Origin of the sequence: Dactylosporangium sp. NPDC050588, assembly GCF_040654975.1 — a bacterium.
Lineage (GTDB): Bacteria > Actinomycetota > Actinomycetes > Mycobacteriales > Micromonosporaceae > Dactylosporangium > Dactylosporangium maewongense.
The window spans coordinates 14,296-41,199 of sequence record NZ_JBFAJA010000109.1 but is presented as its reverse complement, the minus strand read 5'-3'; the positions used below and the strand labels follow the sequence as shown (position 1 = coordinate 41,199).

Genomic DNA, 26,904 nt, shown 5'->3' with positions numbered 1-26,904 from the left:
TGGATGCCGTCACCGGCCGGCGCGCCGATGATGACGTTCTTGATGGTCGCGCCGTTGGCCAGCTCGAACATCGGGTCCTGACTCTCGCTCTGCCCACCGTCGCCGATGCAGCAGTAGCGCTTCATCCCGCCGTCGAGCGTGCCCGACACCTTGATCGTGCCGCTGACACTCGCGTCGCCGGTCTTCGTCGGCCAGCCGCTGCTGGGCGGCGGCGGGGACGACGACGTCGGCGGGGTGTCGGAGACCGTCGGAACGGGCGTGGTGGGGCTGTTGCTGGTTCCAGGACCGGCGGCGTCGGTCACCGTCACGTCGTCGAAGGACGCCGACGCGTAGCCGGTCTGCACACCGATCCGGCCGGTCGCCGCCACCGAGCTGGTGCCGGTGGCGATGGTGGCGCCGTCGACCTTGCCGGTGATGCTGCTGCCCGAAACGGTGATGCCGAGGGTGTACCAGCTGCCGGTGCTGACCGTGCGGCTGGCCGAGCCGAGGACCGTGACCGAGCCGCTGTTGACGGCCTGCAGCTGCACCGAGTCGCCGGGCAGCAGCGCCAGCCGGTAGAAGGTCGTCGAGCTCTTCGCGCGGGCGAGCAGCCCGACGAACCCGTTCGACGCCAGGGATTGCGGCTTCACCCGGGCGGTGACCGTGTAGTTGGTCCACGAGGTGCTGCCGGCGAAGTTGCGGGCGTTCTCGCTGCCCGCGCTGCTCTGCTGCATCGCGCCGTCGACGACGGACCAGGTGCCGCCGGACTTCGACCAGTCGTTGGTGTTACCGTCGGCGAACGTGTCGCTGAACAGCGTCGCGGCGAACGCGACCTGGGTGCTGATCGCGGCGACGGCGGTGAAGGCGGCGACACCGGCGGCCAGGATCGGCCACCGGCGGCGCCGGTGCTTGCGGGGTGGTTCCATGCGATGCCTCCGGAAAGGAGATCGGTGGGGGCGCCGCGTGCATGGGGTGTACGGCTCTGTGGGCGGACTGGGCGGGTCAGCCGATGCGCGCTGTACGGAACGGCTCAGGAAAGCGCATTCCTAGTAGCAACGTAGACCGGCACCTATGCCTGGTCAAGCTTCCCGAGGTGCATCCACGTGAAAACCAGGGGGACGTCGCCGTCGCTGACGAGGTGGTGGTCCTCGCCGGGCGGGATGATGAGCAGGTCACCGGCGCGGAACGTGTCCGCCCGCGCGCCGTCGATCTCGACGTGGCCGCTGCCCTGCACGATGGTGAAGATCTCGGGGACGTCGTGGGTGTGCCGGTCGGACTCGGCGTGGGTGCGGTGGCCGGCGTCGTCGTAGCGGCTGATGCCGCCGCGGATGACAGGACCCCAGCCGGCGCCGATCGCGGCGAGGGTGGCGGGGGTCCCGCCGTCGGGCAGGTCGGCGACGGTCAGCTTGCGCATGGCAGGTCTCCTACTTCGGTGAGCAGTGCGTGCCGCGCGGCGGCGGCGCGCACGAGGTCGGCGATGCCGGGCAGGGCGACGCCGTCGTCGTGGGCCACGCCGGTGAGCGGCACGGGGTCGGGTGCGGCCATGATCTGTTCGGCGAGGGTCGTGAAGGGCAGGGTCCGCGCCAGCGGCGCCAGCAAGGGGTCGCCGGAGAGCAGGTTCTCCAGCAGCGACACCCTGCCGGGCAGGACGGCGCCGTCGAGGCGGTCCTCCGGGTACACCACGTGGGCGGTGCCCCGGGTGCCGGTGACGGTGATGTCGCCGGCGATGAACTCGGTCGAGGCGAGGGTGACCGCGACCGTGACGACGGGCCCTTCCGCGGGGGTGAGCCGCAGCGCGGCGGTGTCCTCGACCTCGATGTCCCTGCTGCGGAAGCGTTCCAGCTCCAGGGTCCACGGTGGACGGACGCCGCCGATGGCGAGGGCCTGCATGAGCGCGTGCGCGAACGGGTTCACGAGGGCCCCGTCGACGGCGCGCCGGCCGGACCACGGTGAACGCGCCCAGTACGACAGCGGCCGCCACCACGCGCCGGCGACCGCGATGTGCGTCAGCTCGCCGAGGTCCAGCGCCGCGAGCGCGGGCAGGGTCGGCGAGCCGAGCGCCTGGAACCCGACCTGGCAGCGCCGCCCGGTCGCGGCGAGCGCCGCGGACAGCCGCTCGTGCGCGGCGACGTCGAGCACCGGCGGCTTCTCCAGCAGCAGGTCCGCGCCGGCGTGCACGGCGTCCAGCGCGATCCCCAGGTGGGTGTGCGGCGGGGTGCAGATGACGACGTAGTCCGGCTTGTGCTCGGCGAGGAGCAGCCGGTGGTCGTCGTACACGGGAAGCTCCTCGCCGAACATCGGCTGGACCTCGCCGAGGGCGACGAGACGGACCCGGTCGCCGAGCGCGGCGATGTTCTGCCGGTGCCGCCGCCCGTGGCCGGACGCCCCGATGAGCGCGATCGTCGGGGTGGCGCTCACAGGGCCGCCAGGGTGGCCGCGGCGCCGTGCCGCTCCAGGTCGCGCAGCCACCGCTCGATCTCGGCGCGCAGCGGGGCGTCGTCGGCGAGCCCCGGGGACAGCATGGTGAGCCGCTGTTCCGTGGACGCGCCCCGCAGCCGGTCGGCCAGGGGGTCGTTGAGGGGCAGCTCGGTGCCGTCGTCGGCGCGGCCGCCGACGAACCGGATCCAGGCGGCGAGGACGAGCGCGGCATACACCGGCACCTCCCCCGCGGCGCGCCGGTCGGCGACGGTGCCGAGCAGGCGCTGCGGGAGCTTCTGGCTGCCGTCCCCGGCGACCTGCAGCGTGCGGTAGCGCAGCGCGCTGTTGGCGAAGCGGGCGAGGACCTGCTGCCCGTACTCGTGAACGGGCAGCGACAGCGTCGGCGCGATGTCGGACTCGATGAACGCCTCCATCGCCGCGCGGTAGCCGGGCAGCGCGAGGGCGGCGTCGATGGTCTGCGCGCCGGCGAGGACGCCCAGGTATGCCAGGGCGGAGTGCACGCTGTTGAGCGCCCGGAGCTTGCGCAGCTCGTAGGGTGCGGTGTCGGTGGTGAGGGTGACGCCGGCGAGCTCCAGCGCGGGCCGCCCGCCCGGGAAGTCGTCCTGCACGACCCACTCCCGGAACGGCTCGGCGGCGATGGCGGCCTCGTCCCTGGCGCCGATGAGGGACTCCACCGTCGCCAGGGTCTCCGGTGTACTGGCGGGGACGATCCGGTCGACCATCGTGCCCGGGAAGCTCAGCAGCTCCATGACGTCCGGGTCCTGCAGTGCGTCGCCGACGAGGCCGCGCAGCAGCTCGCCGTTGCCGTTGAGGTTGTCGCAGCTGACGAGCGCGAGCGGGGTCTCCCGCAGCCGCAGCCCCCGCACCAGCAGGTCGAGCACGGCGGAGCCGGGCGCGTAGGCCTTCTCGGTGACGGTGAACGTGACGACCTTGATCGCCGGGTCGGCGATGCGGCCGAGGACGGCACCCGGCTCGGACCCGGCGTGCAGCACGCTGTCGAACGCGCCGACGACCCGGGCGCTCGCGTCCGGCCCGTCGACGGTGAGCACGCTGTACAGCATGTCCTGCGCGCGCAGCGCCTCCAGGACGTTCCGGGAGCTGGGCGCGACGCCGACGATCCCCCAGTCGCCGCCGCCCTTGGCGATCGCGTCCTCGATGTACACGGCCTGGTGCGCCCGGTGGAACGCGCCGAGCCCGAAGTGGAGGATGCCGGCGCCCACGTCGCCGGGCCGCACGAGCGGCTCGACCTTCAGGGGCGTCGCGAGGCTCAGGCGCGCCATGCCGGCCCGTCCGGGAAGGAGAACTCGGCGATCGACTCGGGGCGCAGCTCGACGCTGTACCCGGGGTTGACCGGCAGCCGGTAGCGGCCGTCGACGACGGTGACCGGGTCGGTGAAGTGCTCGTGCAGGTGGTCGACGTACTCCACCATCCGGCCCTCCATGCTGCCGGTGATCCGCAGGTAGTCGAAGAACGCGAGGTGCTGCACGTATTCGCACAGTCCGACGCCGCCGGCGTGCGGGCAGACCGGCACGCCGAACTTCGCCGCCATGAGCAGCTCGGCGAGGACCTCGCCGACGCCGGCGACCCGGCACGCGTCGATCTGCATGACGCGGATCGCGTCGGCCTGCAGCAGCTGCTTGAAGATGACCCGGTTGGCGGCGACCTCGCCGGTCGCGACGCGGCACCGGCCGCCGGTGATCCCGTCGAGGGCCCGCTGGATGCGGGCGTGGCCGAGGACGTCGTCGGCGTGGGTCGGCTCCTCCATCCAGTACGGGTCGACCTCGGCGAGCCGGCCGAGATTGGCGATCGCCTCGTCGACGTCCCACACCTGGTTGGCGTCGAGCATGAGCAGCGCGTCGGGGCCGATCTCGGACCGGATGATCCGGGCGCGGCGCACGTCGTCGTCGATGGCGCCGCCGACCTTCATCTTGACCGCGGTCCAGCCGTCGGCGACGGCCTGCCGGGTCAGCGCGCGGACCTTGTCGTCCGGGTAGCCGAGCCAGCCGACCGACGTCGTGTAGGAGGGCAGGCCGGCGGCGCGCGCGTGGGCGAGGCGCTCCTCGTACTCCGGCAGCCCCTTGTCGAGGATGGCGGCGGCCTCGTCGCGGGTGAGGGCGTCGGTGATGTGCTGGAAGTCCACGGCGGCGAGGAGGTCCGCGGTCGGCAGCTCGGCCAGCAGCTGCCACATGGGCTTGCCGGCGAGGCGGGCCCGCAGGTCCCACACGGCGTTGAGGACGGCGCCGGCGGCGAGGGCGATGACGCCCTTCTCCGGGCCGAGCCAGCGCAGCTGCACGTCGGCGGTGAGGGTGCGGGACCCCTCGGCGGTGCACAGCTCCTCGACGGTGTGGCCGACGACGTGGTGCTTGAGGGCCTCGACGGCGGCGCAGGTGATCTCGTTGCCGCGGCCGTTGGTGAACGTGAGACCGGTGCCGGTGACGCCTTCGGCGGTGGTGAGCTCGACGTAGGTGGCGGAGTAGTCGCCCCGGTTGATCGCGTCGGACCCGTCACCCGCCGCGGCGGTGGGGAACCTGACGTCGTGGACGGTCAACCCGGTGATCATTGTGCTCCTTCAGCGACACGGGCGCCGACGGTGCGCGCGTAGACGCGCTTCGGCAGGTGGTAGGCGAGGTCCGCGATCGTCTCGGCGGCCTCGTCCAGGGGCAGGCGGTGCTCGGCGACGAGCCGGGCGAGGAACCCGGCGTCGACGCGCCGGGCGACGTCGTGCCGGACGGGGATGGAGCAGAACGCGCGGGTGTCGTCGACGAACCCGGCGGTGTTGGCGAAGCCGGCCGTCTCGGTGACCGTCTCCCGGAAGCGGCGCAGCCCCTCGGGGCTGTCCAGGAACCACCAGGGCGCGCCGAGGAACACCGCGGGGTAGCCGCCGGCGAGCGGTGCCAGCTCCCGGGTGAACACCGTCTCGTCGAGCGTGTACAGCACGACACGGAAGCGCGGGTCGGTGCCGAACGCGTCGAGCAGCGGCTTCAGCGAGCGCACGTACTCCGTCGGCGAGGGGATGTCGCCGCCGACGTCGCGGCCGTGCCGGGCGAAGAGCGCGGTGTTGTGGTTGCGGAACGCGCCCGGGTGCAGCTGCATGACGAGGCCGTCCTCGACGGACATCCGCGCGAACTCGACGAGCATGTGCGCGCGGAAGCGCTCGGCGTCGCGGCTGTCGGACTTGCCGGTGAGGGCTTTGTTGAACAGCGCGGCGGCGTGCGCGGCCGGCAGCGCCAGGGTCGCCGCGGTCGGGTGGCCGTGGTCGCTGGAGGTGGCGCCGGCCGCGATGAACGCCTGCCGCCGCTCCCGCAGCCGCTCCAGGAACTGCGGGAACGTGGTCACGCCGAGCTGCTCGATCCGGCCGGCCCAGCCGGGCCAGTCGAAGTCGACGACGTCGTCGGGGCGGAACGTGGTGATGACCCGCCCGCCCGGCCCGCCCCAGCCGTCGGCCTCGAGCTTGGCGTGCGCGTTGAGGTCCGACAGCGGCGACTCGGTGGTGGCGAGGACCTCGAGGTTGAACCGCTCGAACAGCGCCCGCGGCCGGAACGCGGGGTCGGCGAGGCGCTCGGACAGCAGGTCGTAGACGAGGTCGGCGGTGTCGACGCGCAGCGGCACGGTGACGCCGAAGACGTCGCAGAGGACCCGTTCGGTCCACAGCCGCGACGGGGTGCCGCGGAACAGGTGCCAGTTGGCGGCGAGGAGCCGCCAGATGGTGCGCCCGTCGGTCTGGGTGGGGCTGCCGTCGACGGTCGGCACGCCGAGCTCGTGCGGGGCGATGCCCTGACTGGCGAGCATCCGGGTCACGTAGTGGTCGGGCACGACGATGAGCCTGGCCGGGTCGGGGAACGGCCGGTCGTCGGCGATGATCGCCGGGTCGACGTGGCCGTGCGGGCTGATGAGCGGGAGGTCCTTCGCGTGCCGGTACAGCTCCCGCGCGATCGACCGGAGGCCGGGCTCGGCGGGCAGCAGCTGGTCGTCGTGCAGCAGCGTCTTAGTCATTGCGAATCCTGACGGGCAGTCCGAGGGCGATGGACTCGTTGGCGGCCAGGCCGATGCGCAGCGCGCGGGCGCCGTCCTCGGCCTCGGCGGCGGCGACGCCGCTCGGTGGGCCCTCACCGAGCAGGTCGGCGAGCATTCGGGCGTCGCCGCCGCCGTGGCCCTCCCGCTCGTAAGGGATCGGGATCTCGCGCGGCTCGCTCCAATGTGGATGGACGCGCAGCGTGGCCCGGCCCGGCTCGTCGCCCTTGATGAGCCCGGTGGCCCCGGCCGCGACGTGGTCGCTCTCGACCACCTCCAGCTCGAGGCGGCCCTTGCTGCCGTTGAACATCACCCGGTAGCCCTCCCAGGGGGCGTAGGCGGTCAGGTGATAGGTCATCGTGGCGCCGCGCGCGTAGCGGACGAGGACGGCGAGGTCGTCCTCGATGGTGACGCCGGGCGCGAAGACGTCCTGGTCGCGCTGGTATCCGTCGCTGGTGCCGGTGTAGAGCTCGTCGCGGTGCGGGTCGCTGCCGAGCGCGAACCGGTCCCGCGGCGCCGCGGCGCCGGCGCCGGCCTCGCCGTAGAAGAACAGCCGGCCCTGCGCGTAGACCTCGGCGGGCTCGTCGTCGAGCCACCAGTTGACCAGGTCGAAGTGGTGCCCGGACTTGTGCACGAGCAGGCCGCCGGAGTTGGCCTTGTCGCGGTGCCAGCGGCGGAAGTAGTCGGCGCCGTGCCGCACGTCGAGCAGCCACTCGAAGTGCACGGATCCGACCTCGCCGATCTCGCCCGACGCGATCAGTCGCTTGAAAGTTTCATGGAGTGGGTTGTACCGGTAGTTGAAGGTCACCCGGACGCGGCGGCCCGTTCGCCGCACCGCGTCGAGGATTCTGGCGCAGCGCTGCGCGTCGACCGTCATCGGCTTCTCGGTGAGCACGTCGCAGCCGGACTCCAGAGCGGCCACGATGTACTCGTCGTGGACCCGGTCCACGGTGGTGACGATCGCGACGTCGACCTTCTCCTCGTGCAGCATGCGGCGGAACTCGGTGGCTGGGTAGGTGGGGACCGGCGCCGGCAGCCGCGCGTTGTGCACGGCGAGGCGGTGCGGCTCCGGATCGGCGAGCGCGACGAGCGCGCAGGTGTCGCGATGCGGCCCGGTGAGTGCGCGCGTGAACATCTCAGCGCGCGATCCGGTGCCGACGATCGCGTAGCGGGTGTGCATCGGTTGTCGCTCCCTGGAACTGCTGCAGGTGACTGCAAAGGGTTGCAGCGACACTGTGCTCCACCGCCACACTTCGGGTCAATACCCCTGGATTTCTGCATTCACAGGCGTTGACACGGCAGCAACCGTTTGCATTAATTGCTCCGTGCCCGCCACTATTCGAGATGTAGCCCGCGCCTCCGGCGTCCATGTCTCCACCGTGTCGCGCACGTTCTCAGCACCGCATCTGGTCAACCCCGACACCCGGAGCAGGGTGCTTTCCACCGCGGAGAGCCTCGGCTACCGGCCCAACCGTGCGGCCCGCGCGCTCATCACCGGGCGGACGCACAACATCGGCCTGATCGTCGCCGACATCGCCAACCCGTTCTTCCCACCACTGATCAAGGCGGCGGAGTCGCAGGCCCGGCAGCGGGACTACCACCTCTTCGTCGCCGACACCAACGAGGACCCGGTCATGGAGGAGCAGCTCGTCCAGGCCCTCGCCAAGCAGGTCGACGGCGTGCTGCTGTGCAGCCCGCGCATGAGCAACGACCTGATCGAGAAGCTGCGCCGCGAGGTGCCGCTGGTCGTGGTGAACCGGGCCGTCGAGGGGCTCCCCGCGGTGGTGATGGACGTGTCGAACGGCGCGAAGGCCGCGATCGAGCACCTCGTCGGTCTCGGCCACACCGACCTCGCCCTGCTCGGCGGGCCGCGTGGCTCATGGACCAACCGGGAGATCCGGCGCTCCGCGACGGCCGCGGCGAAGGCCGCCGGGGCCAACCTGAACGTGCTCGGACCGCACCAACCGACCGAGGCCGCCGGCGCCGCCGCGTGCGACGCCGTGCTGGCCACCGGAGCGACCGCCGTGCTGGCCTACAACGACCTCATGGCGATCGGACTGCTCGAAGCCCTCCACGACCGGGGCGTCAGCGTCCCGGGTGAGCTCAGCGTCGTCGGCATCGACGACATCTCGCTCAGCCGTCTGATCCGCCCCAAGCTGACCACGGTCTCCACCCCGACCGCGGCCGCCGGGCGGGCGGCCGTCGACATGCTCCTGCAGCACGACGACGAACGCCGCACGAACGCGCTGGTGACGCTCCAGACGGAGCTCATCGTGCGCGACTCGACCGGGCCCAACCCACATTGATCCCGAGACTTCCACCGTCAGGGAGTGACACGCCATGTCCGGAACACCCCGCCGTAGACTTCTGGCAACCGCCGTCGCAGCAGTGTTGCTCGCTCCGCTCGCCGCCTGCGGCGACGACGGCGGCGAGGCACCAGCGGTCGACTCGACCAAGCCCGTCGAGCTGAGCATCTTCTGGTGGGGCGGCGACGCCCGTGCCAAGCTCACCGAAGAGGCGCTCGCGCTCTACACCAAGAAGCACCCCAACGTCACGTTCAAGAAGACGTGGCAGGCCAACCAGGGGTACTTCGACAAGCTCGCCACCCTCACCGCGGGCAACGACGCACCAGACATCTTCCAGATCGACGACAACTTCCTCACCGAGTACGCGTCGCGCAACGTCACGCTCGACCTGACGTCGTACCAGAAGTCGAACAAGCTCGACACGTCGAAGTTCCCCGAGAGCCTGTGGAAGTACGGCGTCGTGGACGGCAAGCTCGCCGGCGTCGCGTTCGGCGAGAACACGCAGGGCCTGGTGTTCAACAAGACCAAGCTCGCCGCGGCCGGCCAGCCGCTGCCGACCACCGGCATGACGTGGGAGGCGTTCGTCGACTGGGCCGCGGCGGCGACCACGGCCACGAAGGTCCCCGGCACGCAGGACCCGAGCGCGGACTACAAGGCGTTCTGGATCTGGCTGCGCCAGCAGAACAAGGACCTGTACAAGGACAAGGAGCTCGGCTTCACGGCGCAGGACGTGACCGCCTGGTTCGACCTATGGAAGGGCGCCCGGGACCGCAAGGCCACCCCGACCGCCGACGTGATCCGCGAGGGCAACGCCACAGACATCACCAAGCAACTCGTCGTGACCGGGAAAGCGCTTACCTCGTGGGTGTGGGTGAACCAGCTGCCCGAGCTGCAGAAGAACACCAAGGACGAGCTCGGCGTCGTGGCGTACCCCGGCGACCCCAAGGCGCAGTGGGCCCGCGCGGCGCTCTACTTCTCCGTCTACCGGGGCAGTGACAAGAAGGACGTGGCGGTCGACGTCATCAACTTCCTCGCCAACGACCCGGAGGTCGGCAAGGTCCTCGGCACCGACCGCGGCCTGCCGCCGAACCTCGACATCCGCGCCTCGGTGCTGGGCACCGTCACCGACGCGTCGATGAAGACCTCCATCGAGGTGGAGAACACGCTCGGCAAGACGTTCGGGCCCTCGCCGCAGGTCCCGCTGAAGGGGCACAGCACGCTGCGCTCCGAGCTGATCAAGGCCGCCGAGTCGGTGCAGGCCGGCAAGGCCACCCCCGCGCAGGCCGCCGAGGCCTTCATCACGGCCGCGAAGTCCGCAATCTCGAAGTGAGGCTCTTCCAGTGGCGCTGACCACCGCGCCGGCACCTTTGCACCGAGCGGCGAAGGGGCCCCGCATCGAACCGCGGGGCCCCCGTCGTGAAGGGCTCGCCGGCTATCTCTTCCTGACACCGTGGCTCGTCGGGCTGGCCACCATCACGGCCATCCCGATGCTGATGTCGCTGGTGCTGAGCTTCACCGACTACGACATCCTGTCGGACTGGTCCGAGCTCAACTGGGTCGGGTTCGACAACTACCAGCGGATGTTTACCGAGGATCCGACGTTCTGGCACGCCGTGCAGGTCACGGTGCTGTTCGCGGTCATCGCGACGCCGCTGAAGCTCGGCGCCGCGCTCGGCGTCGCGCTGCTGCTCAACAAGGCCGTCCGCGGCGTCGGGCTGTACCGCAGCCTGTTCTACCTGCCGTCGCTGCTCGGCGGCAGCGTCGCCCTCGCGATCGTCTGGGTGTCGATGTTCAGCCGGGACGGCTCGTTCAACGAGCTGCTGTCGGTGTTCGGCATCGCCGGGCCCGGCTGGGTCAACGACCCCGACTACGCGCTCGGCACGCTGATCCTGCTGGCGATCTGGCAGTTCGGCGCGCCGATGGTCATCTTCCTGGCCGGCCTGAAGCAGGTCCCGGTGGAGCTGTACGAGGCGGCGTCGGTCGACGGCGCGGGCGCGTTCCGCAAGTTCCGGTCGATCACGCTGCCGATCCTGTCGCCGGTCATCTTCTTCAACCTCGTGCTGGAGACGATCCACGGCTTCCAGGGCTTCACGTCGGCGTTCGTCATCAGCGGCGGCACCGGTGGGCCCGTCGACTCGACCCTGATGTACACGCTCTACCTGTACATCAAGGGCTTCACCGACTACGAGATGGGCTACGCCTCCGCGCTCGCGTGGGTGTTCCTGCTCGCCGTCGGCCTGCTCACCGTCGTGCTGTTCAGCACGGGCCGGTTCTGGGTGCACTACGGGGATGAGCGATGAAGTCGATCCTGCGCACGGTGGTGATCCTCGCGCTGCTCGGGGTCATCCTCTACCCGCTGTTCTGGGTGCTCGGCAGCTCGCTCAAGAGCCAGCCGGAGATGCTGAGCAACGCCGGGGTCATCCCGGAGTCGTTCACCCCCGGCAACTACCCGAAGGGCTGGTCGCACCTCGACACCAGCTTCGGCCGGTTCTTCCTCAACAGCACGATCGTGTCGCTGCTGGTCGTGGTCGGCAACGCGCTGTCCTGCCTGCTCGCCGCCTTCGCCTTCGCCCGGCTGCGCTTCCGCGGGCGGGCCACCTGGTTCGCGGTCATGGTCGGCACGCTGCTGCTGCCGGGCCACGTGCTGATCGTCCCGCAGTTCATCGTGTTCCGGCAGCTCGACCTGGTCGGCGGCGAGTTCCCGTACCTGCCGCTGATCCTGCCGCACTTCCTGGCCACCGAGGCGTTCTTCGTCTTCCTGATGGTCCAGTTCATGCGCGGCATCCCCCGCGAGCTCGACGAGGCCGCGAAGATCGACGGCTGCACCACGTTCGGGGTGTTCCGCAACGTGATCCTGCCGCTGAGCCGCCCGGCCCTCGTGACCACGGCGATCTTCTCGTTCATCTGGACCTGGAACGACTTCTTCCGGCAGCTGGTGTACGTGTCGGACCTGCCGAAGTACACGGTGCCGGTCGCGCTGCGGCTCTTCATCGACTCGCAGGGCCAGTCGGAGATCGGGCCGATGTTCGCGATGTCGGTCCTGTCGCTGCTGCCGGTCTTCCTGTTCTTCCTCGCCTTCCAGAAGATGCTCGTCGAGGGCATCAACACCTCCGGCCTGAAGGGGTGAGCGCGGTGGCGCGTCGCGGGTTCACGGAGACGGTCACGGTGGCGGCCGACCTCGCCCTGGTCGGCATCGCCGTCACGGTGTGCAGCCTCCCGGTGCTCACCGCCGGCGCGGCCGTGCACGCGGGCTCGGTCGCCGTCCGCGACGTCATCGAGGGCTCCGCCGTGCGGCCGTCCCGGCTGTGGCGGGTGTTCGTGCGCTCGCTGCTGCCCGGCGCCGTCTGCACGGTCGCGGCCGCCACCCTCGCGTGGCTCCTGCTGTTCAATCTCGGCGCCGTCGCCTCAGGCCGGGTCCCGGGCGGGTTGCCCGTGCTCGTGGCGACCGGCGCCGTCGCCGCCGCACTGCTCGCCGCCGGCGCTCTCGGCGTCGTGCATCTGGCCCACCACGATTCGTGGTCCGGTGCACTGCGCTGGGCGGCTGGCACCGTGTGGCGGCAACCGCTCACGGCGGCGATGGTGGCCGGGGTGTCATCCATCGCCGCCGTGATCGGCGCGATGATTCCCGTGACGGCCCCGCTGCTCGTCGGCTACCTGTTGTTCGCGGTGCACGTGATCGCCGCCCGCCGCCTTTCCGAGCCGGCCCCGGATTCCGAGCCGGCCCCGGATTCCGAGCCGGTCACGGTTTCCGGGCCGTCCCCGGTGCGGGGCTGAATCGCTTTCCCTGTCGCATTTCCGCCGCCGCCCGTGTACGGATTCCGCCGTGCACGGGCGGCGTCATTTCCGGACTCCGGCGGGGTGGTTTCCGGCCTCCGGCGGGGTATCCGGAAACGCGCGACGCCCGCCCCGCGGTCTCGCGGAACGGGCGTCGTGACGGTTTCGATCAGAGGTGGCCGGCGACCGCGGGAAGCAGGTCGCGGAACGTGCGCCCCGAGGCCTGGGTGCCGAGCGCGGTCATCGTCCAGCCCTGCTGGTCGCGGGTGACCTTGGCCATGACCTGCGCCGTGTGCGGGCCCGAGCCGCTGAGGTCGAAGCGGGCCAGCTCGGCGCCGTTCGTCTCGTCGACCAGCCGGCAGTACGCGTTCTCGATCTGGGCGAAGCTCTGCCCGGTGAACGAGTTGACCACGAACACCAGCGTGCGGACGTTCAGCGACAGCGCGACCAGGTCGACGATGATGCTCTCGTCGTCGCCCTCGCCCGCGCCGGTGACGTTGTCGCCGGTGTGCTGGACGGCGCCGTCGTTGCTGCGCAGCTGGCGGAACCACACCTGGTCGACGAGCTGGTTGGCGCTGTCGAACAGCAGGCAGGACGCGTCCAGGTCGATCGACTGGGTCTTCAACCCGCCGAACAGGCCCTTCTTCTTCATCGCGTCCCAGCCCAGGCCCATGCGGACCTTGGTGAGCGTGCCGCCGCCACCCTTCACGAGGGAGACGGACTGGCCCTTGCTCAGACTCACACCCATACGTATGCCTTCCCGATTGCTGTCGGCGAAGCTGTCATTTCCGTCCGGCCGCCCAGCGCATGCCCCAGCCGTAGGTCTCGTCGAGCAGGCGCTGGCCGCCGCGGATGTAGCGGACCTCACGGCGCACCGACACGTCGTTGCCGTTGCCCTCGATCATGGCGATCGCGCACATCATGGCGGCCGGGTCCGGCTCGTCGAGGTGGATCTCCAGCTGGGGGCCGGCGACCGGGAACAAGGTCACCACGGCCTGGGCCGCGGCCCAGTTGGGGGTGCCCTCGTAGATGAACGCGAACACCAGGATGCGGCGGATGTTCGCCGCATACCGCAGGTCGACGAAGAGATTCTCCCCGCCGGTGCTGGTGCCGCTCCGGTCGTCGCCGTCGAGGCGGCAGATCGGGTCGCGGCCCAGGGTGTGCACGTCACGCAGCGAGTCGCCGAGGGCCTGGACCACGCCCTTGGAGCCGTCGCTGTACTCGTAGAGGCAGCCGAGGTCGAGGTCGACGCCCTTCGGCTTGCGGCTGAACAGCCCGCCCTTGGCGGCGGGTTGCGCCCAGTTGAGGTTGACCCGGAGGATGCCCGCGGCCCCGCCCTGCTTGGCAAGCGAGACGGCCGGCGCCGCCTTGGTCAGCGTGACCTTGGACAGCGAGACCGGGTTGTTCGGATTCGTCACGGCGTTGCCTGCCTTCCCGGACGGGGTACGCGGGTTTGAGTTGCGGGAGGTTACGAACGGCTGGCGAGGCTCTCGGCCCGCTCCTCGGCCGCCTCGGCGGCGCCGTTGCGCCGGTTGAGGACCACCGAGGACAGGAACGCGGCGAGGATGAAGCCGACACCGATCAGGCCGGTGACGACCTCGGGCACCTCGAACTTGATCCCGACCAGCAGGATCGCGGCGAGGGCGCCGATCGCCCAGTGGGCGCCGTGCTCGAGGAACACGTACTCGCTCAGGGTGCCCTTGCGGACCAGGTAGACCGTCAGCGACCGGATGTACATCGCACCGACGCCGAGGCCGGCGGCGATGACGAAGATGTTCTGGCTGATGGCGAAGGCGCCGATGACACCGTCGAAGGAGAACGACGCGTCGAGCACCTCGAGGTAGAGGAACAGGAAGAACGCGGCCTTGCCGGCCACCTGCACGACGGCGTTGGGGCCGCCGGACTTGCCCTTGTCGATGTCGCCGGCGTCGCCGTGGATGCCCGCGGCGGCCTTCTCGTCCTCGTCCTCTTCCTCGTCGTCGCCGAGGCCGCCCGCGTTCTCGAAGAGCTCACCGAGGCTGTTGACCAGGATGTACACGGCGATACCGAGCACGCCGGAGACCATGACCGTGCCGACGTCCTTGGCGAGGGTCTCCGCCACGATGACGAGGACGGCCAGGGAGATGACCACGGACAGCTGGTCGAGCTTGCCGATCTTCGCGAGCGGCTTCTCCAGCCAGGTCAGCCAGGTGTGCTCGCGGGTCTCGAAGATGAAGTCGAGGAAGAGCACGAGCAGGAACATGCCGCCGAAGGCGGCGATGCTCGGGTGCGCCTCGTGCAGCAGCGCGGCATAGGTGCCGGGCTCGTCGACCGACCCGCCCTCGAGGGCGAGCCGGACGACGTCGACCGGGTTGAGCTGGGCGGTGATGCCGACCAGCAGCAGCGGGAAGACCAGGCGCATGCCGAAGACGGCGATGAGCACACCCACGGTGAGGAACAGCCGTTGCCACCAGGCGTTCATCCGCCCGAGGACGGTCGCGTTGACCACGGCGTTGTCGAACGACACCGAGATCTCCAGCACGCACAGGATCGCGACGATCAGGAACGCGGAAGGCCCACCGAGAAAGAAGGCGGCAATGAGTGTCGCCACGGTGACCGCCAGCGACCAGCCGAATGTCTTCAGGAACATCTGTCACACCGTTTCGGGCTCATCAGGGAAGTTGCGGTGCGCCGACCTTACTATCCGACGTTGACGCCGAAGTCCCCGGCGATGCCCCGCAGGCCGGATGCGTATCCCTGACCGACGGCGCGGAACTTCCATTCGGCGCCATTGCGGTACAATTCGCCGAACACCATGGCGGTCTCGGTGGAAGCGTCCTCGCTGAGATCGTACCGCGCGAGCTCGACGCCGTCGGCGCTGTTGAACACGCGGATGAAGGCGTTGCGGACCTGGCCGAAGGACTGCGAGCGGGTGTCGGCGTCGTAGATGGACACCGGGAAGACGATCTTGTCGACATCGGCGGGCAGGCCGGCCAGGTTGACCTTGATCTGCTCGTCGTCGCCGCTGCCCTCACCGGTCAGGCTGTCACCGGTGTGCTGGATGTGGCCGTCCGGGGTGGCGAGGTTGCCATAGAAGACGAAGTGCTTGTCGGAGTAGACCCGGCCCTCGGCGTTGGTGGCGATCGCGGAGGCGTCGAGGTCGAACTCGGTGCCGGTCGTCGTGCGGACATCCCAACCGAGGCCGACGGTCACCGCCGTCAGACCGGCGGGACCCGCCTGCTTGGTCAGTGAGACGTTGCCACCTTTGGTCAGGCTGATGCCCATACCGATCTCCCAGTCATTCAGTGTTGACTACAGGTTTGCCTGCGGTTCCCCCGGCGTCAGGCGGCGCCGAGGGCTGATCATGATGTTGCCCGCCCGACAGTATCGTCCGCCCGCCAGCAAGGGCCGGCGTTCACCGTTCCTACGGGCGCGTCCGCTTGAAGGGTTGGGGTAGGCTCCGGCTTGTTCGATCAATGTTCGACAGTAGCCGGAAGCGCGTTAGCTTTGAAGGCGGCTCCGGTGTCGTCGATCAGCCGGATGAATATATCCGACAGGCCGATCGGACATGGTTGACGACCATAACGAGAGCGCGAGGAGAGTTCCATGTCCGTCACCCTCACCAAGGGCGGCAATGTCTCGCTCACCAAGCAGGCGCCGAATCTCCGCGCGGTGATGATCGGCCTCGGCTGGGACGAGCGGGCCACCACCGGCGCCGAGTTCGACCTGGATGCCAGCGCCCTGATGCTCGGTGAGAACGGCAAGATCCTGTCCGACCAGCACTTCGTCTTCTTCAACAACCTGAAGAGCCCCGAGGGTTCGGTCGAGCACACCGGCGACAACCTCACCGGCGGTGGCGACGGCGACGACGAGAAGATCCTCGTGGACCTCGCGGCGGTGCCCGCCCAGTGCCACAAGATCGTGTTCCCGGTCTCCATCTACGAGGCCCCGCAGCGCGGCCAGTCGTTCGGCCAGGTCCGCAACGCCTTCATCCGGGTGGTCAACCAGGACGGCGGCGCCGAGCTGACCCGCTACGACCTGACCGAGGACGCCTCCTCCGAGACCGCGATGATCTTCGGCGAGCTGTACCGGCACGGCGGCGAGTGGAAGTTCCGGGCCGTCGGTCAGGGGTATGCCTCGGGCCTCGCGGGGATCGCCCGCGACTTCGGCGTCAACGTCGGCTGATCTGAGAGGTCCTGCCATGTCCGAGCTCGATCTTGGTGGCGCCCCGCAACAGGGCGCGCTCGTGCTGACCCCACCCGCCCCGGTCGTGGTCGTCGAGCCGCAGCAGGCTGCCGGCGCCGTGCCCGTGCAGACGGAGAAGCAGCTCGAGCTTCGGCAGAAGGCGGCCGCCTTCGTCGAGGAGCTCGCCGCGATCGACACCAACTCGCCCGCCTTCCAGCAGAAGGTCGCCTCGATCACCTCGATGGGCGAGCAGGACATGCGCGCGGCGGCCGGGATGTCCAACCGCATGCTGGAGCGTCCCGCCGCCGCGATGGGCCGCGGCCGCGCCGCCACCGACGACGCCCAGGTCAGGGTCGCCAACACCCTCGTCGACCTGCGCAGCACGATCACCGAGCTGGACCCCAACCGGGCCGACCTGACCGGGGTGCAGAAGGTCCTGAAGTGGCTGCCGGGTGGCGACAAGATCGACCGGTACTTCGCCAAGTACAAGTCGGCCCAGTCGCACCTCAACGCGATCATCGTCGCGCTGGAGTCCGGTCAGAACGACCTTCGCAAGGACAACGCGGCCATCGAGACCGAAAAGGTCAACATGTGGACCACGATGGGCCGCCTCGCGGAGTACAACGAGCTCGCCGCGGCCCTCGACGAGGCGATCGCGGCGAAGGTGTCGGCCCTGGAGTCCTCGGGTCAGACTGAGGCCGCGGCGACGCTGCGCTCCGACGCGCTGTTCCCGGTCCGGCAGCGCCGGCAGGACATCATGACCCAGATGGCGGTCAACGTGCAGGGCTACATGGCCCTCGACCTGGTCCGGCGCAACAACCTGGAGCTCATCCGGGGCGTCGACCGGGCGCAGACGACCACCATCGCGGCGCTGCGCATCGCGGTGATCGTGTCGCAGGCCCTGGCCCGGCAGAAGCTCGTGCTGGACCAGATCACCCAGCTCAACACGGTGACCTCGAACCTCATCGAGGCGACGTCCCAGCAGCTCAAGACGCAGGGTGCGGCGATCAACCAGCAGGCCGCGTCGGCCACCATCGACATCAACAAGCTCCAGGCGGCGTTCGACAACGTCTTCGCCACCATGGACGCGGTCGACACCTTCCGCGCGCAGGCGGTCGACTCGATGGCGCAGACGGTCCACGCCCTGGAGGGGCAGATCGAGCGGGCCAAGCCGTATCTCGAGCGCACGCTGCGCGGCCAGCAGACCGGCTGAGCCCACCGTGCGCTGGCTACGTTGGTGGGGGGACGACGACGAGGCGCCGCCCCCTGCCGCCGCCCCCACCGCGGACTCCTCCGGGGACCCGGTCGGCGACACCACCCAGATCCTCAAGCGGATCACCGACGCCGAGCACTTCGTCAACCAGCAGGCGGCCAGGCTGCCGGCGGCGGCCGTGGTGCGGTCGCGCTGGCTCACCGACACGCTCCGGGAGATCCTGGACACGTCGGCGACCCGGCCGCTCGACATCCACGCGGTGCTGCTGGTCCGCAACACCGTCGAGGACTTCCTGCCGACCACCCTTCGCAGCTACCTGACCCTGGAGGCGTCGATGCGCGACCGGCCCGCCCCGGTGCCCGAGCTGCTCACGCAGCTCGACCTGCTGCAGGAGGCCACGTCCAACATCCTGGTCGCCGTGCGCGCCCAGGACCGCGACGCGCTCACCACCCAGGGCAACTTCCTGCGCACCAAGTTCTCCGGCTCCGACCTGGACCTGCCGTGACCATCAAGGAGATGAAGCGGGGGGCGAACGTCACGCTCACCCGGGAGATCCCCGACCTGCGCGGGGTGGTGCTGGGCGTGCAGTTCAGCGCGGGCCTCGAGCACGTCCTCACCGACAACATCGTGGTGGCCGCGATCCTGTGCCGGGGGGACGGCGACGCCGTCTCCGAGCGGCACTTCGTGTACTTCAACCAGCTCTCCTCGCCGGACCTGTCGGTGCAGCAGCTGCGCGAGGTCGTCGGCGAGGACCACGACCAGATCGAAGTCGACCTGACGGCCGCGCCGGCCGAGGTCACGCGGATCGTCATCGTCATGTACGTCAACGAGGGCACCGCGGTCCGCCGCACCCTCGGCCGGTTGAAGACCTGCGTCATCCGGGTCCTCAACCTCGACGGCAACGCGGAGCTGATCCGGTCGGAGAACCTCGCCCCCGCGCTGGACCTGGAGATGGGCCTGGCGCTCGGCGAGCTGTACCGGCACAGCGGCGGCTGGAAGTTCAAGGTCCTCGGCGACGGCTACGCCAACGGCGTCACCGCGCTCGCGGCCGACTACGGGATCCGGTTGTGACCGGCACGGACGATCTGTCCTGGATCCGGCACCGCGCCGTTCCCGCCCGGACCGGCGCCACCGAAGACCTGTCCTGGATCCGCCACCGCCGCCTCCCCGCGACCGCCGCGCCGGCCGCCGCCTCGTCCTCGGACCTGGCCGCTCCCGCCCCGTCGGGCAGCACGTCCCTGGACCTCTCCGGCCCGGCCACGCCTCCCCCGGCGCCCGCCCGGGCCGGCGGCAGCACCTCGCTGGACCTGTCCGGCCCCGCCGCGCCGCCGCAGTCCGGCAGCACGTCGCTGGACCTCTCCGGGCCGGCCGCGCCGCCCGGGAACACGTCGCTGGATCTGTCCGGGCCCGCCACGCCACCCGGGAACACCTCGCTCGACCTGTCCGCGCCCACCGCGCCGCCGCCCCCGCCGTCCGGCAGCACGTCGCTGGATCTGTCCGGGCCCACGCCGCCCCCGGCCGCGCAGTCCGGCGGCACGTCGCTCGACCTGTCCGGGCCCACGCCGCCCCCGGCCGCGCGCTCCGGCGGCACCTCCCTCGACCTGTCCGGTGGCGGCCCGCCGCCGGCCGTCCAGCATGGCGGGACGTCGCTCGACCTGTCCGGGCCCGCCGCGCCGCGGACGCCCGTGCCGGCCGCTCCCCCGCCCGCGACGGCGTTCACCCCGCCGCGGACGAACCCGTCGGCACCGACGGTGCTGGGGCCGCGGCACCCGTCGGTCATGCTCAGCCGGCTCCAGTCCGGGATCGGCGCGCTGACCTTCGAGGCCGCGTGGTCGCCGGACGAGGGGTTCGCGCTGGGCTGCGCGTTTCAGCTGGACTCCGGCACGTCGTCGGTCCTCCGGCCCGGCGAGACCTTCGGCCCGCTCACCATGGACCGCCGGGCCGGGCACCAGCGGCTCCGGCTGGACCTGCTGCACGGCCGGCACCTGCGGCGGCTCATCATCTTCGGCATCCCCACCGCCGACCCCGGCCCCTACTGGGCCGGCACCCTGCTGATCAGCACCCACGGCCACGCCCGTGTCGAGGTGCCGGTCCAGCCCCCGCCGCCGGGCCCGACGGTCCTGCTGTCCCTCTACAACGTCGACGGCGAGATCGTCCTGCGCGCCGAGGCCCAGACGGTGCCGGGCCGCACCAGGGACGCCTGCCTCGCCTTCGGCTACGACCGCATCGCCTGGCGCGACGCCGACACCGCCATCCCGCCGACCGCCTGACCGCCCCCCGCGCCACCACCACCGCCGCCATCCGCGCCACCACGGGCGCCACCCGCGCCCCGACCAACGCCACCCGCGCCACCAACAACGCGATCAGCGCCACCACCCGCGCCACCACGGGCGCCACCCGCGCCTTCACGGGCGCCACCCGCGCCCCGACCAACGCCACCCGCGCCACCAACAACGCGATCAGCGCCACCACGGGCGCCACCCGCGCCGCCGTCGGCGTCACCCGCGCCACCCGCAGCAGCGTCGGCGCCGGCGGTCCGGCGGGCGCGGTACGAGGCCGCCTTGACCCTGTTGCCGCACTCCTCCATGCCGCACCAGGTGCGGTTGCCGGCCCTGGACCGGTCCACGAACAACCTCGTGCACTCGTCGAGGGCGCACTCCCGCACGGTGAGGGAGCCGAGGGAGCCGAGCAGCTCGACCGCGGCGACCGCGACGGCGGCCCCGATCGACGCGCCCGCCGCCGACGGCGGCCCCGCCCGCCGGACCCCGCCCGCGGTGAGCGTCACCCGCGGCGCCGGCGCGACGGCCGCGGCATTCAGCGCGCGCAGGTCCGCCGGCGGCCACGGCTGCCCCGCCAGCCCCGCCACGGCGAGCCGGTAGACCGCCTCCCGCAGCTCCAGCAGCCCCGTGAACTCCACAGTGGACAGTCTGGGCGCGGTGGACAGTACACCGGCCGCCACCGCCCATCGAGCCGCCTCGGCCGGCCCGGTGAGGAGCTCCTCCGGGGCGGCCGAGCGGCGCCACTTCAGCGTGCCGGCGAAGTCGAGCGCGAGGTCACCACTGACGAACACGAACGTCACGTCACCACCTTGACAGGTGACGCGCCCTCGGCGCAAGGTTGGCGTCACCGGTCAAGCAGGTGACGCGAGAGGGACGGACATGATCAGCGCCGAGGAGTACCTGTACTACACCGACCGCGCGCTGGACGGCATGGCCCGCATCGTCACCGAGCTCGGCGACGAGCGGGCGGGCCGGCGGCCGCTGCCCGGCGCCAACTCGCCGTTCGCGCTGCTGACGCACTGCCTGGGCGTGGTCGAGTTCTGGGCCGGGACGCTCGTCGCGGGCCGCCCGTCGCAACGCGACCGCGACGCCGAGTTCACCGCGGAGGGCCGGGTTGAGGACCTCCTCCAGAGGGTCGAGGCGGTCCGCGGACAGTTCGCCGAGGACGTGCGCGCCGCCGCGCCGGGCGAGCCGATCCGCGGCACGCCACCCGCCGGGTTCCAGGGGCCGGACCGCGTCGGCACCCAGGGCGCCGCGCTCCAGCACGTCTTCGAGGAGCTCGCCCAGCACCACGGCCAGATGGAGATCCTGCGCGACTGCATCGCGCCGCGACGCCCGGACGCCATCAGAGGCAGCGGCGTCAAGTGGGGCTCCACCGCGCCGGACACGATCGCCGCGTGGGTCGCCGACATGGACCTCGGCGTCGCCCCCGCGATCCGCGACGGCCTGCTGGACCTCGTGCACCGCGAGGACTTCGGCTACCCGTTCTGGCGCGGCGAGGACCCGGTCGTCACCGCGTTCGAGGACTGGATGCGGCAGCGGCACGGCTGGAGCCCTCGCCCCGGCCGGACCCGGGTCTTCACCGACGTGCTGCAGATCCTGCAGGTGATGGTCGAGCACACGACCGCGCCCGGCGACGGGGTGGCGATCCACGTCCCGGCGTACCCGCCGTTCCTCGCCAGCATCCAGCGGGCCGGGCGGCGGATCGTGCCGCTGCCGATGCTCGACGACGGCGCGCGGTGGACGTTCGACACCGGGCGGCTCGCCGAACGGCTCGCCGGCTGCCGGCTGCTGGTGCTCGTCAACCCGCACAACCCGACCGGCCGGGTCTTCGACCGGGCCGAGCTGGCGGCCGTCGCGGCGGTCGCGGAGCGCCTGGATCTCGTCGTGCTCACCGACGAGATCCACGCCGACCTGGCGTACGAGCCGCACCGCCACACCCCGTTCGCGTCGCTGAGCGAGGAGACCGCCGCCCGCACGGTGACCGCGACGTCGGCGACGAAGGCGTTCAACCTGGCCGCGCTGCGGCTCGCCGTCGCGCACGTCGGCCCGCCGGCGGTGTGGCGGTCGCTCGACGCGCAGCCGATCGACCTCTACGGCACGCCCGGCATCGCGGGGAGGGTGGCGACGGTCGCGGCGTGGCGGGAGTCGTACACCTGGCTGAACCGCACCAGGGAGCTGCTGCGGCGCAACCGTGACACGGTCGCCGCCCGCCTCCCGCACCGCCCGCCCGAGGCCACCTATCTGAGCTGGATCCCCTGGGGCGGCACCGATCCGGCCGGGCACCTGGAGCGGGCCGCGAAGGTCAGGCTGAGCCCGGGCGCCGACTTCTCCGCGGGCACGGCCGTGGACACCGCCGGGTTCGTCCGGCTCAACTTCGCCACCGGCCCCGGTGTGCTCGCCGAGATGCTGGACCGGCTCGAACCCGCCGCGGCGCAGTCTCCTAGACTGCTCGACCATGCGGGGGATCAGGAGAGGTCGATATGACAACCTGCGGCGCATCGAAGGCAGCGATCCGGAGGCCGACTACCTGCTGATCCACCAGCTCACGCTCCGCGAGGAGTTCCCCTGGGACATGCGGATGGCGTTCAACCTGGCGTTCAACCGGTCGTTCGCCCTCCCCCGCGTCGCCGCGGAGCTGGTGCGGACCGGGCGGGTCCTGACCGAGCCGCGCCGGCGCGCCGACGACACCGGCATCATCATGTACGAGATCCTCATGCACGGCTTCGAGCACCCCCGCGGCCGGCTGGCGCTGCGGCTGCTCAACGAGGCGCACCGGCAGGTCCCCGCCGGCAACGACGACAGCGTCTACGTCCTGGCCGCGCTGGTGGTCGTCCCGATGCGGTGGCTTCGGCGGTACGGCTGGCGCGCCCCCGCCGGGCAGGAGCGCGAGGCGGCCGCCCGGTACTACCGCGAGGTCGGCCTGCGGATGGGGATCCGCGACATCCCGTCCGGCTACGCGGCGTTCGAGGCGTGGTTCGACGCGTACGAGGCGGCCCACCTGCGGCACACCCCGGAGGCGGAGCGGATCGAGCGCGTCACCCGGGAGCTGCTGCGCGGCCGGATCCCGAGGCCGTTGCGCGGGGTGGCGGACGCGCTGATCGCGAGCCTCTACGATCCGCCGTTGCGCCGCGCGTACGCGGTGCCGGACCCGCCGGCATGGGCACGGATCGGGCTGCACGCGGTGCTGCGGTCGCGGGCGCTGCTGCTGCGGCTTGCGGGGCCGCGCACGACGCCGCTCTTCGCGGACGGGATCGTCACGAAGTCCTACCCCGACGGCTACGACCTGGCGAAGCTGGGCCGACCGTCGTCGTGACCGTCGTCGTCACTCTGGCCAGCGAAGGTGCCCTGGGCGTGGAGCCGAAGCCGAAGCGCACCGGTGGGTCGACGGCCGTCAGGGGGCCCAGGTCGGCGCCGTCCCAGGTGGCGGTGGCGGCGACGATGCGGTGGAGGTCCTGGACGCCGTACCACTCGTGCCGGTCGTTGCCGGCGCTGCCGTGGGTTCGCACGCCCGGCTGGAGCAGGCGCGCGGGGCGGTCGATCGCGGCGACCCAGCGCGGGTGCCGGGCGAGGGCCGGCGGCACGCAGCGCAGGAGCGTGCCGAGCCACCCGCGTCCGCCGGTCGTGAACCGGAGGGCGAGCGGTCCGGCGTCGGCGGCCCAGGTCGTACCGACGCGGCAAACGCTGACGGGAACGACCTGGACGTCATCGAACCGGTAGGTTCCGGCGACGAACGCGGCGAGGTCCGCGGTGCCGGCCAGCAGGACCCGGTGACCGTCGGGGCGCTCCACCATGACGTCGCTGACCGGGCCGAACGGGGAGCGGGGCCAGTGCCCCAGGACGAGCCGGGTGCCACCGCCGGTGCCGACGCCGGCGATCCAGCCGTCGAACCGCATGGTGGTCATTACATCCAGTGTGCCGTCAGGCGTCAGGTTTTCGGTGCGCTGTCAGGTTTTCGGTGCGGGGTCGGTTTGTGGTGCGGGGGTGGTTTGCGGTGTGCGGTCGGTTTGCGGTTTACGGTGGGCGGTCAGGAGCAGCACGGCGCCGGTGAGGCAGAGGGTCGCGGAGGCTGCGTAGGCGTAGCGGTAGCCGAAGTGCTGGGCGAGGCCGAAGAGGGGGCCGACGAGGATCGCGGCGATCGGGTAGGCGTTGCCGGCAAGGGTCGCAGCGCGGCCGGGCTCACCGGGCAGCATCTCCTGCACGTACGAGATGCCGAGGCCCTGCACGGCGGCGATGAAGCTGGCGTTGACCAGCTGGGCGGCGGCGACCTGCCAGGTGTGCACGGACGCCGTGACGAGCACGTAGTAGAGCACGCCGAGGCCGGCGCCGATGACGACCAGGCGGCGCAGCGGCCACCTCGTCGACAGCGCGCCGAACCCGAGCATCAGCGGGATCTCCAGCGCCGCGCACAACCCGAGGACGAGGCCGGCGTCGCGCACCGAGCCGCGCAGGTCGTGGCTGAGGAACAGCGGCAGCGCCTGGACCCCGAGCACGCCGGCGGCCTGCACCAGGGTGAGCGCGGCGACGACCTGCAGCACCCTGGACGGCGCGTGCTCCGGCGCCTCGCGCTGCGGTTTCGGCGTCGGCACGACGTCGCCCAGCACGAACAGGGCGACGAGGACGGCGGCGGCGTACATGGTGGCCGCGCTCAGGTACAGGACGCGGAAGCCGCCGAGCTCGACGAGGAACGCGGCGGCGGGAGGGCCGGCGACCCACGCGATCGAGAACAGCATCCGCAGCGTGCTGATCGTCATCGCGGCACGGGTGGAGCCGCGCTGCTCCAGGGCCTCCCGGGCATAGGCGAACGCCTGCGGGAAGAGCGAGCCGCTGATCGCGGTCACCGTCACCGTCAGCGCGAGCAGCAGCCAGTAGTCGCGGACGAACGCGGTGGCGGTGGCGCTGACCCCGCCGGCGGCGGCCGCGACGGCGAGGACCTGCCGCCGCACGGCCTTCCTGTCCGAGAGGCGGCCGATGAGCGTCGAGGACACGATCATCGACACCGGGCCGGCGACGAGGAAGGCTGCGACGTGCACCGGGTCGGCCTTGACGGCGGTGCTGAGGAACAGCGACACGAACGGGCCGACGATCGACGTGGACAGGCCCACGAACAGGAACATCACGCCGAGCGGCACCAGGACCTTGGGGGCCTTGCTGACAGGGGCGTCGGCCAGTGTGCTCGTTACCACGAGCTTGGACGTTACCGCTAAAGAAGGTTTCCGGAGGCGGCTTCGTGCTTTGGATCACTTGCCTTCAGTTGCGACGGTTTCCTGCTTGACGGCGCGGCGCTGTCGGCTTTCGCCAGCCGCGTCGGGCTTGTCGGACTTCAGAGGGCGGGTGCCGCCGCGGCGAAGGGGACGGTGTCGACGCCCAGGGCGAGCGCGACCCCACCGAGGGCGGCGGCGCGCAACGACAGCGCACTCTGGGCGACCTCGACCGACGCCGCGGCGGCCGTGAACGCGGTCTCGGCCAGGCCGCGCTGGAGCGGCTCGCGCAGGATGTCGGTCGCCGCGCCGAGCTCGTCGCCGAGCAGGACCCGCTGCGGGTTGATGAGGTTGACGAGGTTGCCCAGCGCGTACCCGAGCTGGGTGCCGGCGTCGGCGAGGAGCCTGCGGCAGCCGGGGTCGCCGGCCTGCGCGAGCGCGATGAGCCCGGCGAGGTCGGTCAGCTCGGGGTGCGACAGCCGGGCGTGGCTGAGCAGCGCCCGCCCGCCGACGGACAGCTCGACGCAGCCGCGGTTGCCGCACCGGCAGACCGGCCCGCGGGCGTCGAGGGTCACGTGGCCGAGCTCCCCGGCGGTCCCGGCGGCGCCCCGGTAGAGCCGGCCGTCCAGCACGATGCCCGCGCCGATGCCGGTGGCGAGCTTGACGTAGACGAGGTCCGCGCAGCCGCGGCCGGCGCCCCACACGTATTCGCCGAGCGCGGCGAGGTTGGCGTCGTTGTCCACCCGTACCGGCAGCGAAAGGCGATCGGTGAGCTCGTCGGCGGGCAGCACGTCCGCCCATCCCGGCAGCATGCCGGGGGACCCTATGCGCCAGTCGCGGGTGATCGGCGCCGGCACCCCGAGACCGACGCCCACCACGTCGGCCCGGGTGGCGCCGATGCCGTCGAGCGCCGCGTCGACGAGCGTGGTGCCGAGGTCGAGCGCCTCGCGGGGGCGGTCGTCGATGTCGAAGTCGGTGCGGGACTGCCGCTCGGTGAGCACGGCGTGGCCGAGGTCGGCGAGCGCGACCCGGACGTGCCGGCGGCCGACGTCGACGCCGACCGCGATCCCCGCCCGGCGGGTCAGCCGCACCACGGAGGCCGGTCGACCGCCGACGGGTTTGGCCGCGGCGCCCACCTGCTCGCTGACGAGGTCGGCGCCGCCGAGGTCGGCGAGGGCCGAGGAGACCGTCGGGCGGGACAGGCCGCTGAGGTGGACGAGCTCCGCGCGGGTGCGTGGCCCGTACAGGCGCAGGGTCTCGGCCACCCTCCGGCCGGCGCCGCCGGTGTCGGGGTGCCAGAGGGTGTGAGGGTCGATGCGCTGGGCCACCACGGCGGAATCCTCATCGGACTCGCGTGTTCTGTCAAGGACTTACTGAAACTATCGCCCCAAACCGGTATGCAGCTTCGGTATTTGTCAGCTCTTGACAGAACTTGTTCGGCCGGTGGCCCCCGGGCGAAATCTACACGCTTTTCGTTCGTCCACTGTGGACTCTTGGGGGGAACTTTCAGGTATCTATCCGGACGTCCCGGTCATACC

The 26,904-nt window shown here is 71.5% G+C and carries 28 protein-coding genes; 12 read left to right on the top strand and 16 right to left on the bottom strand.

What is annotated here, in order from left to right; genetic code table 11:
- The 7 genes from AB0I21_RS49595 to AB0I21_RS49565 form a co-directional block, all read right to left on the bottom strand.
- Window positions 1–905, bottom strand: a 905-nt coding sequence (locus AB0I21_RS49595) for a pectate lyase (RefSeq protein WP_360571816.1), incomplete at its 3' end; no start/stop codon positions are given.
- Between the two features lie 143 nt (window positions 906–1,048).
- Window positions 1,049–1,393 carry a cupin domain-containing protein gene (locus AB0I21_RS49590; protein WP_360571814.1) on the bottom strand — a complete coding sequence of 115 codons (345 nt, stop codon included), beginning with the start codon at window positions 1,391–1,393 and terminating at the stop codon, window positions 1,049–1,051.
- Complete coding sequence (locus tag AB0I21_RS49585) at window positions 1,381–2,397, bottom strand: Gfo/Idh/MocA family oxidoreductase (protein WP_360571812.1); 1,017 nt, start codon at window positions 2,395–2,397, stop codon at window positions 1,381–1,383. Before AB0I21_RS49585 ends, AB0I21_RS49590 begins: the two co-directional genes overlap by 13 nt.
- Window positions 2,394–3,698 (bottom strand): mannitol dehydrogenase family protein, encoded by a 1,305-nt coding sequence (locus tag AB0I21_RS49580; RefSeq protein ID WP_360571810.1) that lies wholly within the window; start codon window positions 3,696–3,698, stop codon window positions 2,394–2,396. The genes AB0I21_RS49585 and AB0I21_RS49580 overlap by 4 nt, the downstream gene beginning before the upstream one ends.
- Window positions 3,686–4,978: an enolase C-terminal domain-like protein gene (locus AB0I21_RS49575; RefSeq protein ID WP_360571808.1), complete on the bottom strand. Its 1,293-nt coding sequence runs from the start codon at window positions 4,976–4,978 to the stop codon at window positions 3,686–3,688. Before AB0I21_RS49575 ends, AB0I21_RS49580 begins: the two co-directional genes overlap by 13 nt.
- Window positions 4,975–6,411 (bottom strand): glucuronate isomerase, encoded by a 1,437-nt coding sequence (gene uxaC, locus AB0I21_RS49570; protein ID WP_360571806.1) that lies wholly within the window; start codon window positions 6,409–6,411, stop codon window positions 4,975–4,977. Before uxaC ends, AB0I21_RS49575 begins: the two co-directional genes overlap by 4 nt.
- A complete protein-coding gene (locus AB0I21_RS49565) occupies window positions 6,404–7,609 on the bottom strand; it encodes a Gfo/Idh/MocA family oxidoreductase (RefSeq protein WP_360571804.1) in 1,206 nt (401 codons plus the stop codon). Before AB0I21_RS49565 ends, uxaC begins: the two co-directional genes overlap by 8 nt.
- Before the next feature lie 145 nt (window positions 7,610–7,754).
- On the opposite strand from AB0I21_RS49565, the gene AB0I21_RS49560 reads away from it, so the two are divergent.
- The 5 genes from AB0I21_RS49560 to AB0I21_RS49540 are packed head-to-tail and all read left to right on the top strand — an operon-like array spanning window position 7,755 to window position 12,509.
- Window positions 7,755–8,735, top strand: coding sequence for a LacI family DNA-binding transcriptional regulator (locus AB0I21_RS49560; RefSeq protein ID WP_360571802.1), 981 nt, complete (start codon window positions 7,755–7,757; stop codon window positions 8,733–8,735).
- A gap of 34 nt (window positions 8,736–8,769) precedes the next feature.
- Window positions 8,770–10,065 (top strand): extracellular solute-binding protein, encoded by a 1,296-nt coding sequence (locus AB0I21_RS49555; RefSeq protein WP_360571800.1) that lies wholly within the window; start codon window positions 8,770–8,772, stop codon window positions 10,063–10,065.
- A gap of 37 nt (window positions 10,066–10,102) precedes the next feature.
- The gene (locus AB0I21_RS49550) at window positions 10,103–11,035 is read left to right on the top strand and encodes a sugar ABC transporter permease (RefSeq protein ID WP_344504809.1); all 933 of its coding nucleotides are present in this window, start codon (window positions 10,103–10,105) and stop codon (window positions 11,033–11,035) included.
- The gene (locus tag AB0I21_RS49545) at window positions 11,032–11,862 is read left to right on the top strand and encodes a carbohydrate ABC transporter permease (protein WP_344504632.1); all 831 of its coding nucleotides are present in this window, start codon (window positions 11,032–11,034) and stop codon (window positions 11,860–11,862) included. Before AB0I21_RS49550 ends, AB0I21_RS49545 begins: the two co-directional genes overlap by 4 nt.
- 5 nt (window positions 11,863–11,867) lie before the next feature.
- The gene (locus AB0I21_RS49540) at window positions 11,868–12,509 is read left to right on the top strand and encodes a hypothetical protein (RefSeq protein WP_360571798.1); all 642 of its coding nucleotides are present in this window, start codon (window positions 11,868–11,870) and stop codon (window positions 12,507–12,509) included.
- A 169-nt stretch (window positions 12,510–12,678) separates the two neighbouring features.
- Here the strand turns inward: AB0I21_RS49540 and AB0I21_RS49535 are convergent, their stop codons facing one another.
- The 5 genes from AB0I21_RS49535 to AB0I21_RS49515 form a co-directional block, all read right to left on the bottom strand.
- Window positions 12,679–13,257, bottom strand: coding sequence for a TerD family protein (locus AB0I21_RS49535; RefSeq protein WP_344504630.1), 579 nt, complete (start codon window positions 13,255–13,257; stop codon window positions 12,679–12,681).
- Between the two features lie 34 nt (window positions 13,258–13,291).
- A complete protein-coding gene (locus AB0I21_RS49530; RefSeq protein WP_344504629.1) occupies window positions 13,292–13,927 on the bottom strand; it encodes a hypothetical protein in 636 nt (211 codons plus the stop codon).
- A gap of 50 nt (window positions 13,928–13,977) precedes the next feature.
- Window positions 13,978–15,138, bottom strand: a complete 1,161-nt coding sequence (locus AB0I21_RS49525) for a DUF475 domain-containing protein (RefSeq protein WP_360571795.1) — start codon at window positions 15,136–15,138, stop codon at window positions 13,978–13,980.
- 50 nt (window positions 15,139–15,188) lie between these two features.
- Window positions 15,189–15,773 carry a TerD family protein gene (locus tag AB0I21_RS49520; RefSeq protein WP_360571793.1) on the bottom strand — a complete coding sequence of 195 codons (585 nt, stop codon included), beginning with the start codon at window positions 15,771–15,773 and terminating at the stop codon, window positions 15,189–15,191.
- A gap of 188 nt (window positions 15,774–15,961) precedes the next feature.
- Entirely contained in the window at window positions 15,962–16,096 is a 135-nt protein-coding gene (locus tag AB0I21_RS49515; RefSeq protein ID WP_344504626.1) for a hypothetical protein, read from the bottom strand.
- Here AB0I21_RS49515 and AB0I21_RS49510 point away from each other — a divergent pair.
- The 5 genes from AB0I21_RS49510 to AB0I21_RS49490 are packed head-to-tail and all read left to right on the top strand — an operon-like array spanning window position 16,095 to window position 20,156.
- Complete coding sequence (locus AB0I21_RS49510; RefSeq protein WP_344504625.1) at window positions 16,095–16,673, top strand: TerD family protein; 579 nt, start codon at window positions 16,095–16,097, stop codon at window positions 16,671–16,673. The two genes, AB0I21_RS49515 and AB0I21_RS49510, sit on opposite strands and share 2 nt — an antisense overlap.
- Window positions 16,674–16,689: 16 nt before the next feature.
- A complete protein-coding gene (locus tag AB0I21_RS49505; protein WP_360571791.1) occupies window positions 16,690–17,886 on the top strand; it encodes a toxic anion resistance protein in 1,197 nt (398 codons plus the stop codon).
- Between the two features lie 7 nt (window positions 17,887–17,893).
- Window positions 17,894–18,391: a hypothetical protein gene (locus AB0I21_RS49500; RefSeq protein ID WP_360571789.1), complete on the top strand. Its 498-nt coding sequence runs from the start codon at window positions 17,894–17,896 to the stop codon at window positions 18,389–18,391.
- Window positions 18,392–18,402: 11 nt separating this feature from the next.
- A complete protein-coding gene (locus AB0I21_RS49495) occupies window positions 18,403–18,957 on the top strand; it encodes a TerD family protein (RefSeq protein WP_360571787.1) in 555 nt (184 codons plus the stop codon).
- Window positions 18,954–20,156 (top strand): hypothetical protein, encoded by a 1,203-nt coding sequence (locus AB0I21_RS49490; RefSeq protein WP_360571786.1) that lies wholly within the window; start codon window positions 18,954–18,956, stop codon window positions 20,154–20,156. The genes AB0I21_RS49495 and AB0I21_RS49490 overlap by 4 nt, the downstream gene beginning before the upstream one ends.
- Here the strand turns inward: AB0I21_RS49490 and AB0I21_RS49485 are convergent.
- Entirely contained in the window at window positions 20,102–20,965 is an 864-nt protein-coding gene (locus AB0I21_RS49485) for an ABATE domain-containing protein (protein ID WP_360571784.1), read from the bottom strand. The genes AB0I21_RS49490 and AB0I21_RS49485 overlap by 55 nt on opposite strands.
- 79 nt (window positions 20,966–21,044) lie before the next feature.
- Between AB0I21_RS49485 and AB0I21_RS49480 the strand changes: the two genes are divergently transcribed.
- Window positions 21,045–22,652 (top strand): aminotransferase class I/II-fold pyridoxal phosphate-dependent enzyme, encoded by a 1,608-nt coding sequence (locus AB0I21_RS49480; RefSeq protein WP_360571782.1) that lies wholly within the window; start codon window positions 21,045–21,047, stop codon window positions 22,650–22,652.
- The gene (locus AB0I21_RS49475; RefSeq protein ID WP_360571780.1) at window positions 22,624–23,481 is read left to right on the top strand and encodes an oxygenase MpaB family protein; all 858 of its coding nucleotides are present in this window, start codon (window positions 22,624–22,626) and stop codon (window positions 23,479–23,481) included. Before AB0I21_RS49480 ends, AB0I21_RS49475 begins: the two co-directional genes overlap by 29 nt.
- Here the strand turns inward: AB0I21_RS49475 and AB0I21_RS49470 are convergent.
- The 3 genes from AB0I21_RS49470 to AB0I21_RS49460 form a co-directional block, all read right to left on the bottom strand.
- A complete protein-coding gene (locus AB0I21_RS49470) occupies window positions 23,423–24,070 on the bottom strand; it encodes a hypothetical protein (protein ID WP_360571778.1) in 648 nt (215 codons plus the stop codon). The two genes, AB0I21_RS49475 and AB0I21_RS49470, sit on opposite strands and share 59 nt — an antisense overlap.
- A 42-nt stretch (window positions 24,071–24,112) precedes the next feature.
- On the bottom strand, window positions 24,113–25,351 hold the full coding sequence (locus AB0I21_RS49465) for a sugar efflux transporter (RefSeq protein WP_360571776.1): 1,239 nt from the start codon (window positions 25,349–25,351) through the stop codon (window positions 24,113–24,115).
- A gap of 137 nt (window positions 25,352–25,488) precedes the next feature.
- Window positions 25,489–26,697 (bottom strand): ROK family protein, encoded by a 1,209-nt coding sequence (locus AB0I21_RS49460; protein WP_344504613.1) that lies wholly within the window; start codon window positions 26,695–26,697, stop codon window positions 25,489–25,491.
- Between the last annotated feature and the right edge of the window lie 207 nt (window positions 26,698–26,904).

What these genes read in the sequence shown, in the direction of transcription:
- AB0I21_RS49590 (WP_360571814.1), bottom strand. Translation starts at nt 1,393, where the DNA reads ATGCGCAAGCTGACCGTCGCCGACCTGCCCGACGGCGGGACCCCCGCC.
- AB0I21_RS49580 (WP_360571810.1), bottom strand. Translation starts at nt 3,698, where the DNA reads ATGGCGCGCCTGAGCCTCGCGACGCCCCTGAAGGTCGAGCCGCTCGTG.
- AB0I21_RS49575 (WP_360571808.1), bottom strand. Translation starts at nt 4,978, where the DNA reads ATGATCACCGGGTTGACCGTCCACGACGTCAGGTTCCCCACCGCCGCG.
- uxaC (WP_360571806.1), bottom strand. Translation starts at nt 6,411, where the DNA reads ATGACTAAGACGCTGCTGCACGACGACCAGCTGCTGCCCGCCGAGCCC.
- AB0I21_RS49565 (WP_360571804.1), bottom strand. Translation starts at nt 7,609, where the DNA reads ATGCACACCCGCTACGCGATCGTCGGCACCGGATCGCGCGCTGAGATG.
- AB0I21_RS49555 (WP_360571800.1), top strand. Translation starts at nt 8,770, where the DNA reads ATGTCCGGAACACCCCGCCGTAGACTTCTGGCAACCGCCGTCGCAGCA.
- AB0I21_RS49545 (WP_344504632.1), top strand. Translation starts at nt 11,032, where the DNA reads ATGAAGTCGATCCTGCGCACGGTGGTGATCCTCGCGCTGCTCGGGGTC.
- AB0I21_RS49535 (WP_344504630.1), bottom strand. Translation starts at nt 13,257, where the DNA reads ATGGGTGTGAGTCTGAGCAAGGGCCAGTCCGTCTCCCTCGTGAAGGGT.
- AB0I21_RS49525 (WP_360571795.1), bottom strand. Translation starts at nt 15,138, where the DNA reads ATGTTCCTGAAGACATTCGGCTGGTCGCTGGCGGTCACCGTGGCGACA.
- AB0I21_RS49520 (WP_360571793.1), bottom strand. Translation starts at nt 15,773, where the DNA reads ATGGGCATCAGCCTGACCAAAGGTGGCAACGTCTCACTGACCAAGCAG.
- AB0I21_RS49510 (WP_344504625.1), top strand. Translation starts at nt 16,095, where the DNA reads ATGTCCGTCACCCTCACCAAGGGCGGCAATGTCTCGCTCACCAAGCAG.
- AB0I21_RS49515 (WP_344504626.1), bottom strand. Translation starts at nt 16,096, where the DNA reads ATGGAACTCTCCTCGCGCTCTCGTTATGGTCGTCAACCATGTCCGATC.
- AB0I21_RS49505 (WP_360571791.1), top strand. Translation starts at nt 16,690, where the DNA reads ATGTCCGAGCTCGATCTTGGTGGCGCCCCGCAACAGGGCGCGCTCGTG.
- AB0I21_RS49495 (WP_360571787.1), top strand. Translation starts at nt 18,403, where the DNA reads ATGAAGCGGGGGGCGAACGTCACGCTCACCCGGGAGATCCCCGACCTG.
- AB0I21_RS49480 (WP_360571782.1), top strand. Translation starts at nt 21,045, where the DNA reads ATGATCAGCGCCGAGGAGTACCTGTACTACACCGACCGCGCGCTGGAC.
- AB0I21_RS49475 (WP_360571780.1), top strand. Translation starts at nt 22,624, where the DNA reads ATGCGGGGGATCAGGAGAGGTCGATATGACAACCTGCGGCGCATCGAA.
- AB0I21_RS49470 (WP_360571778.1), bottom strand. Translation starts at nt 24,070, where the DNA reads ATGACCACCATGCGGTTCGACGGCTGGATCGCCGGCGTCGGCACCGGC.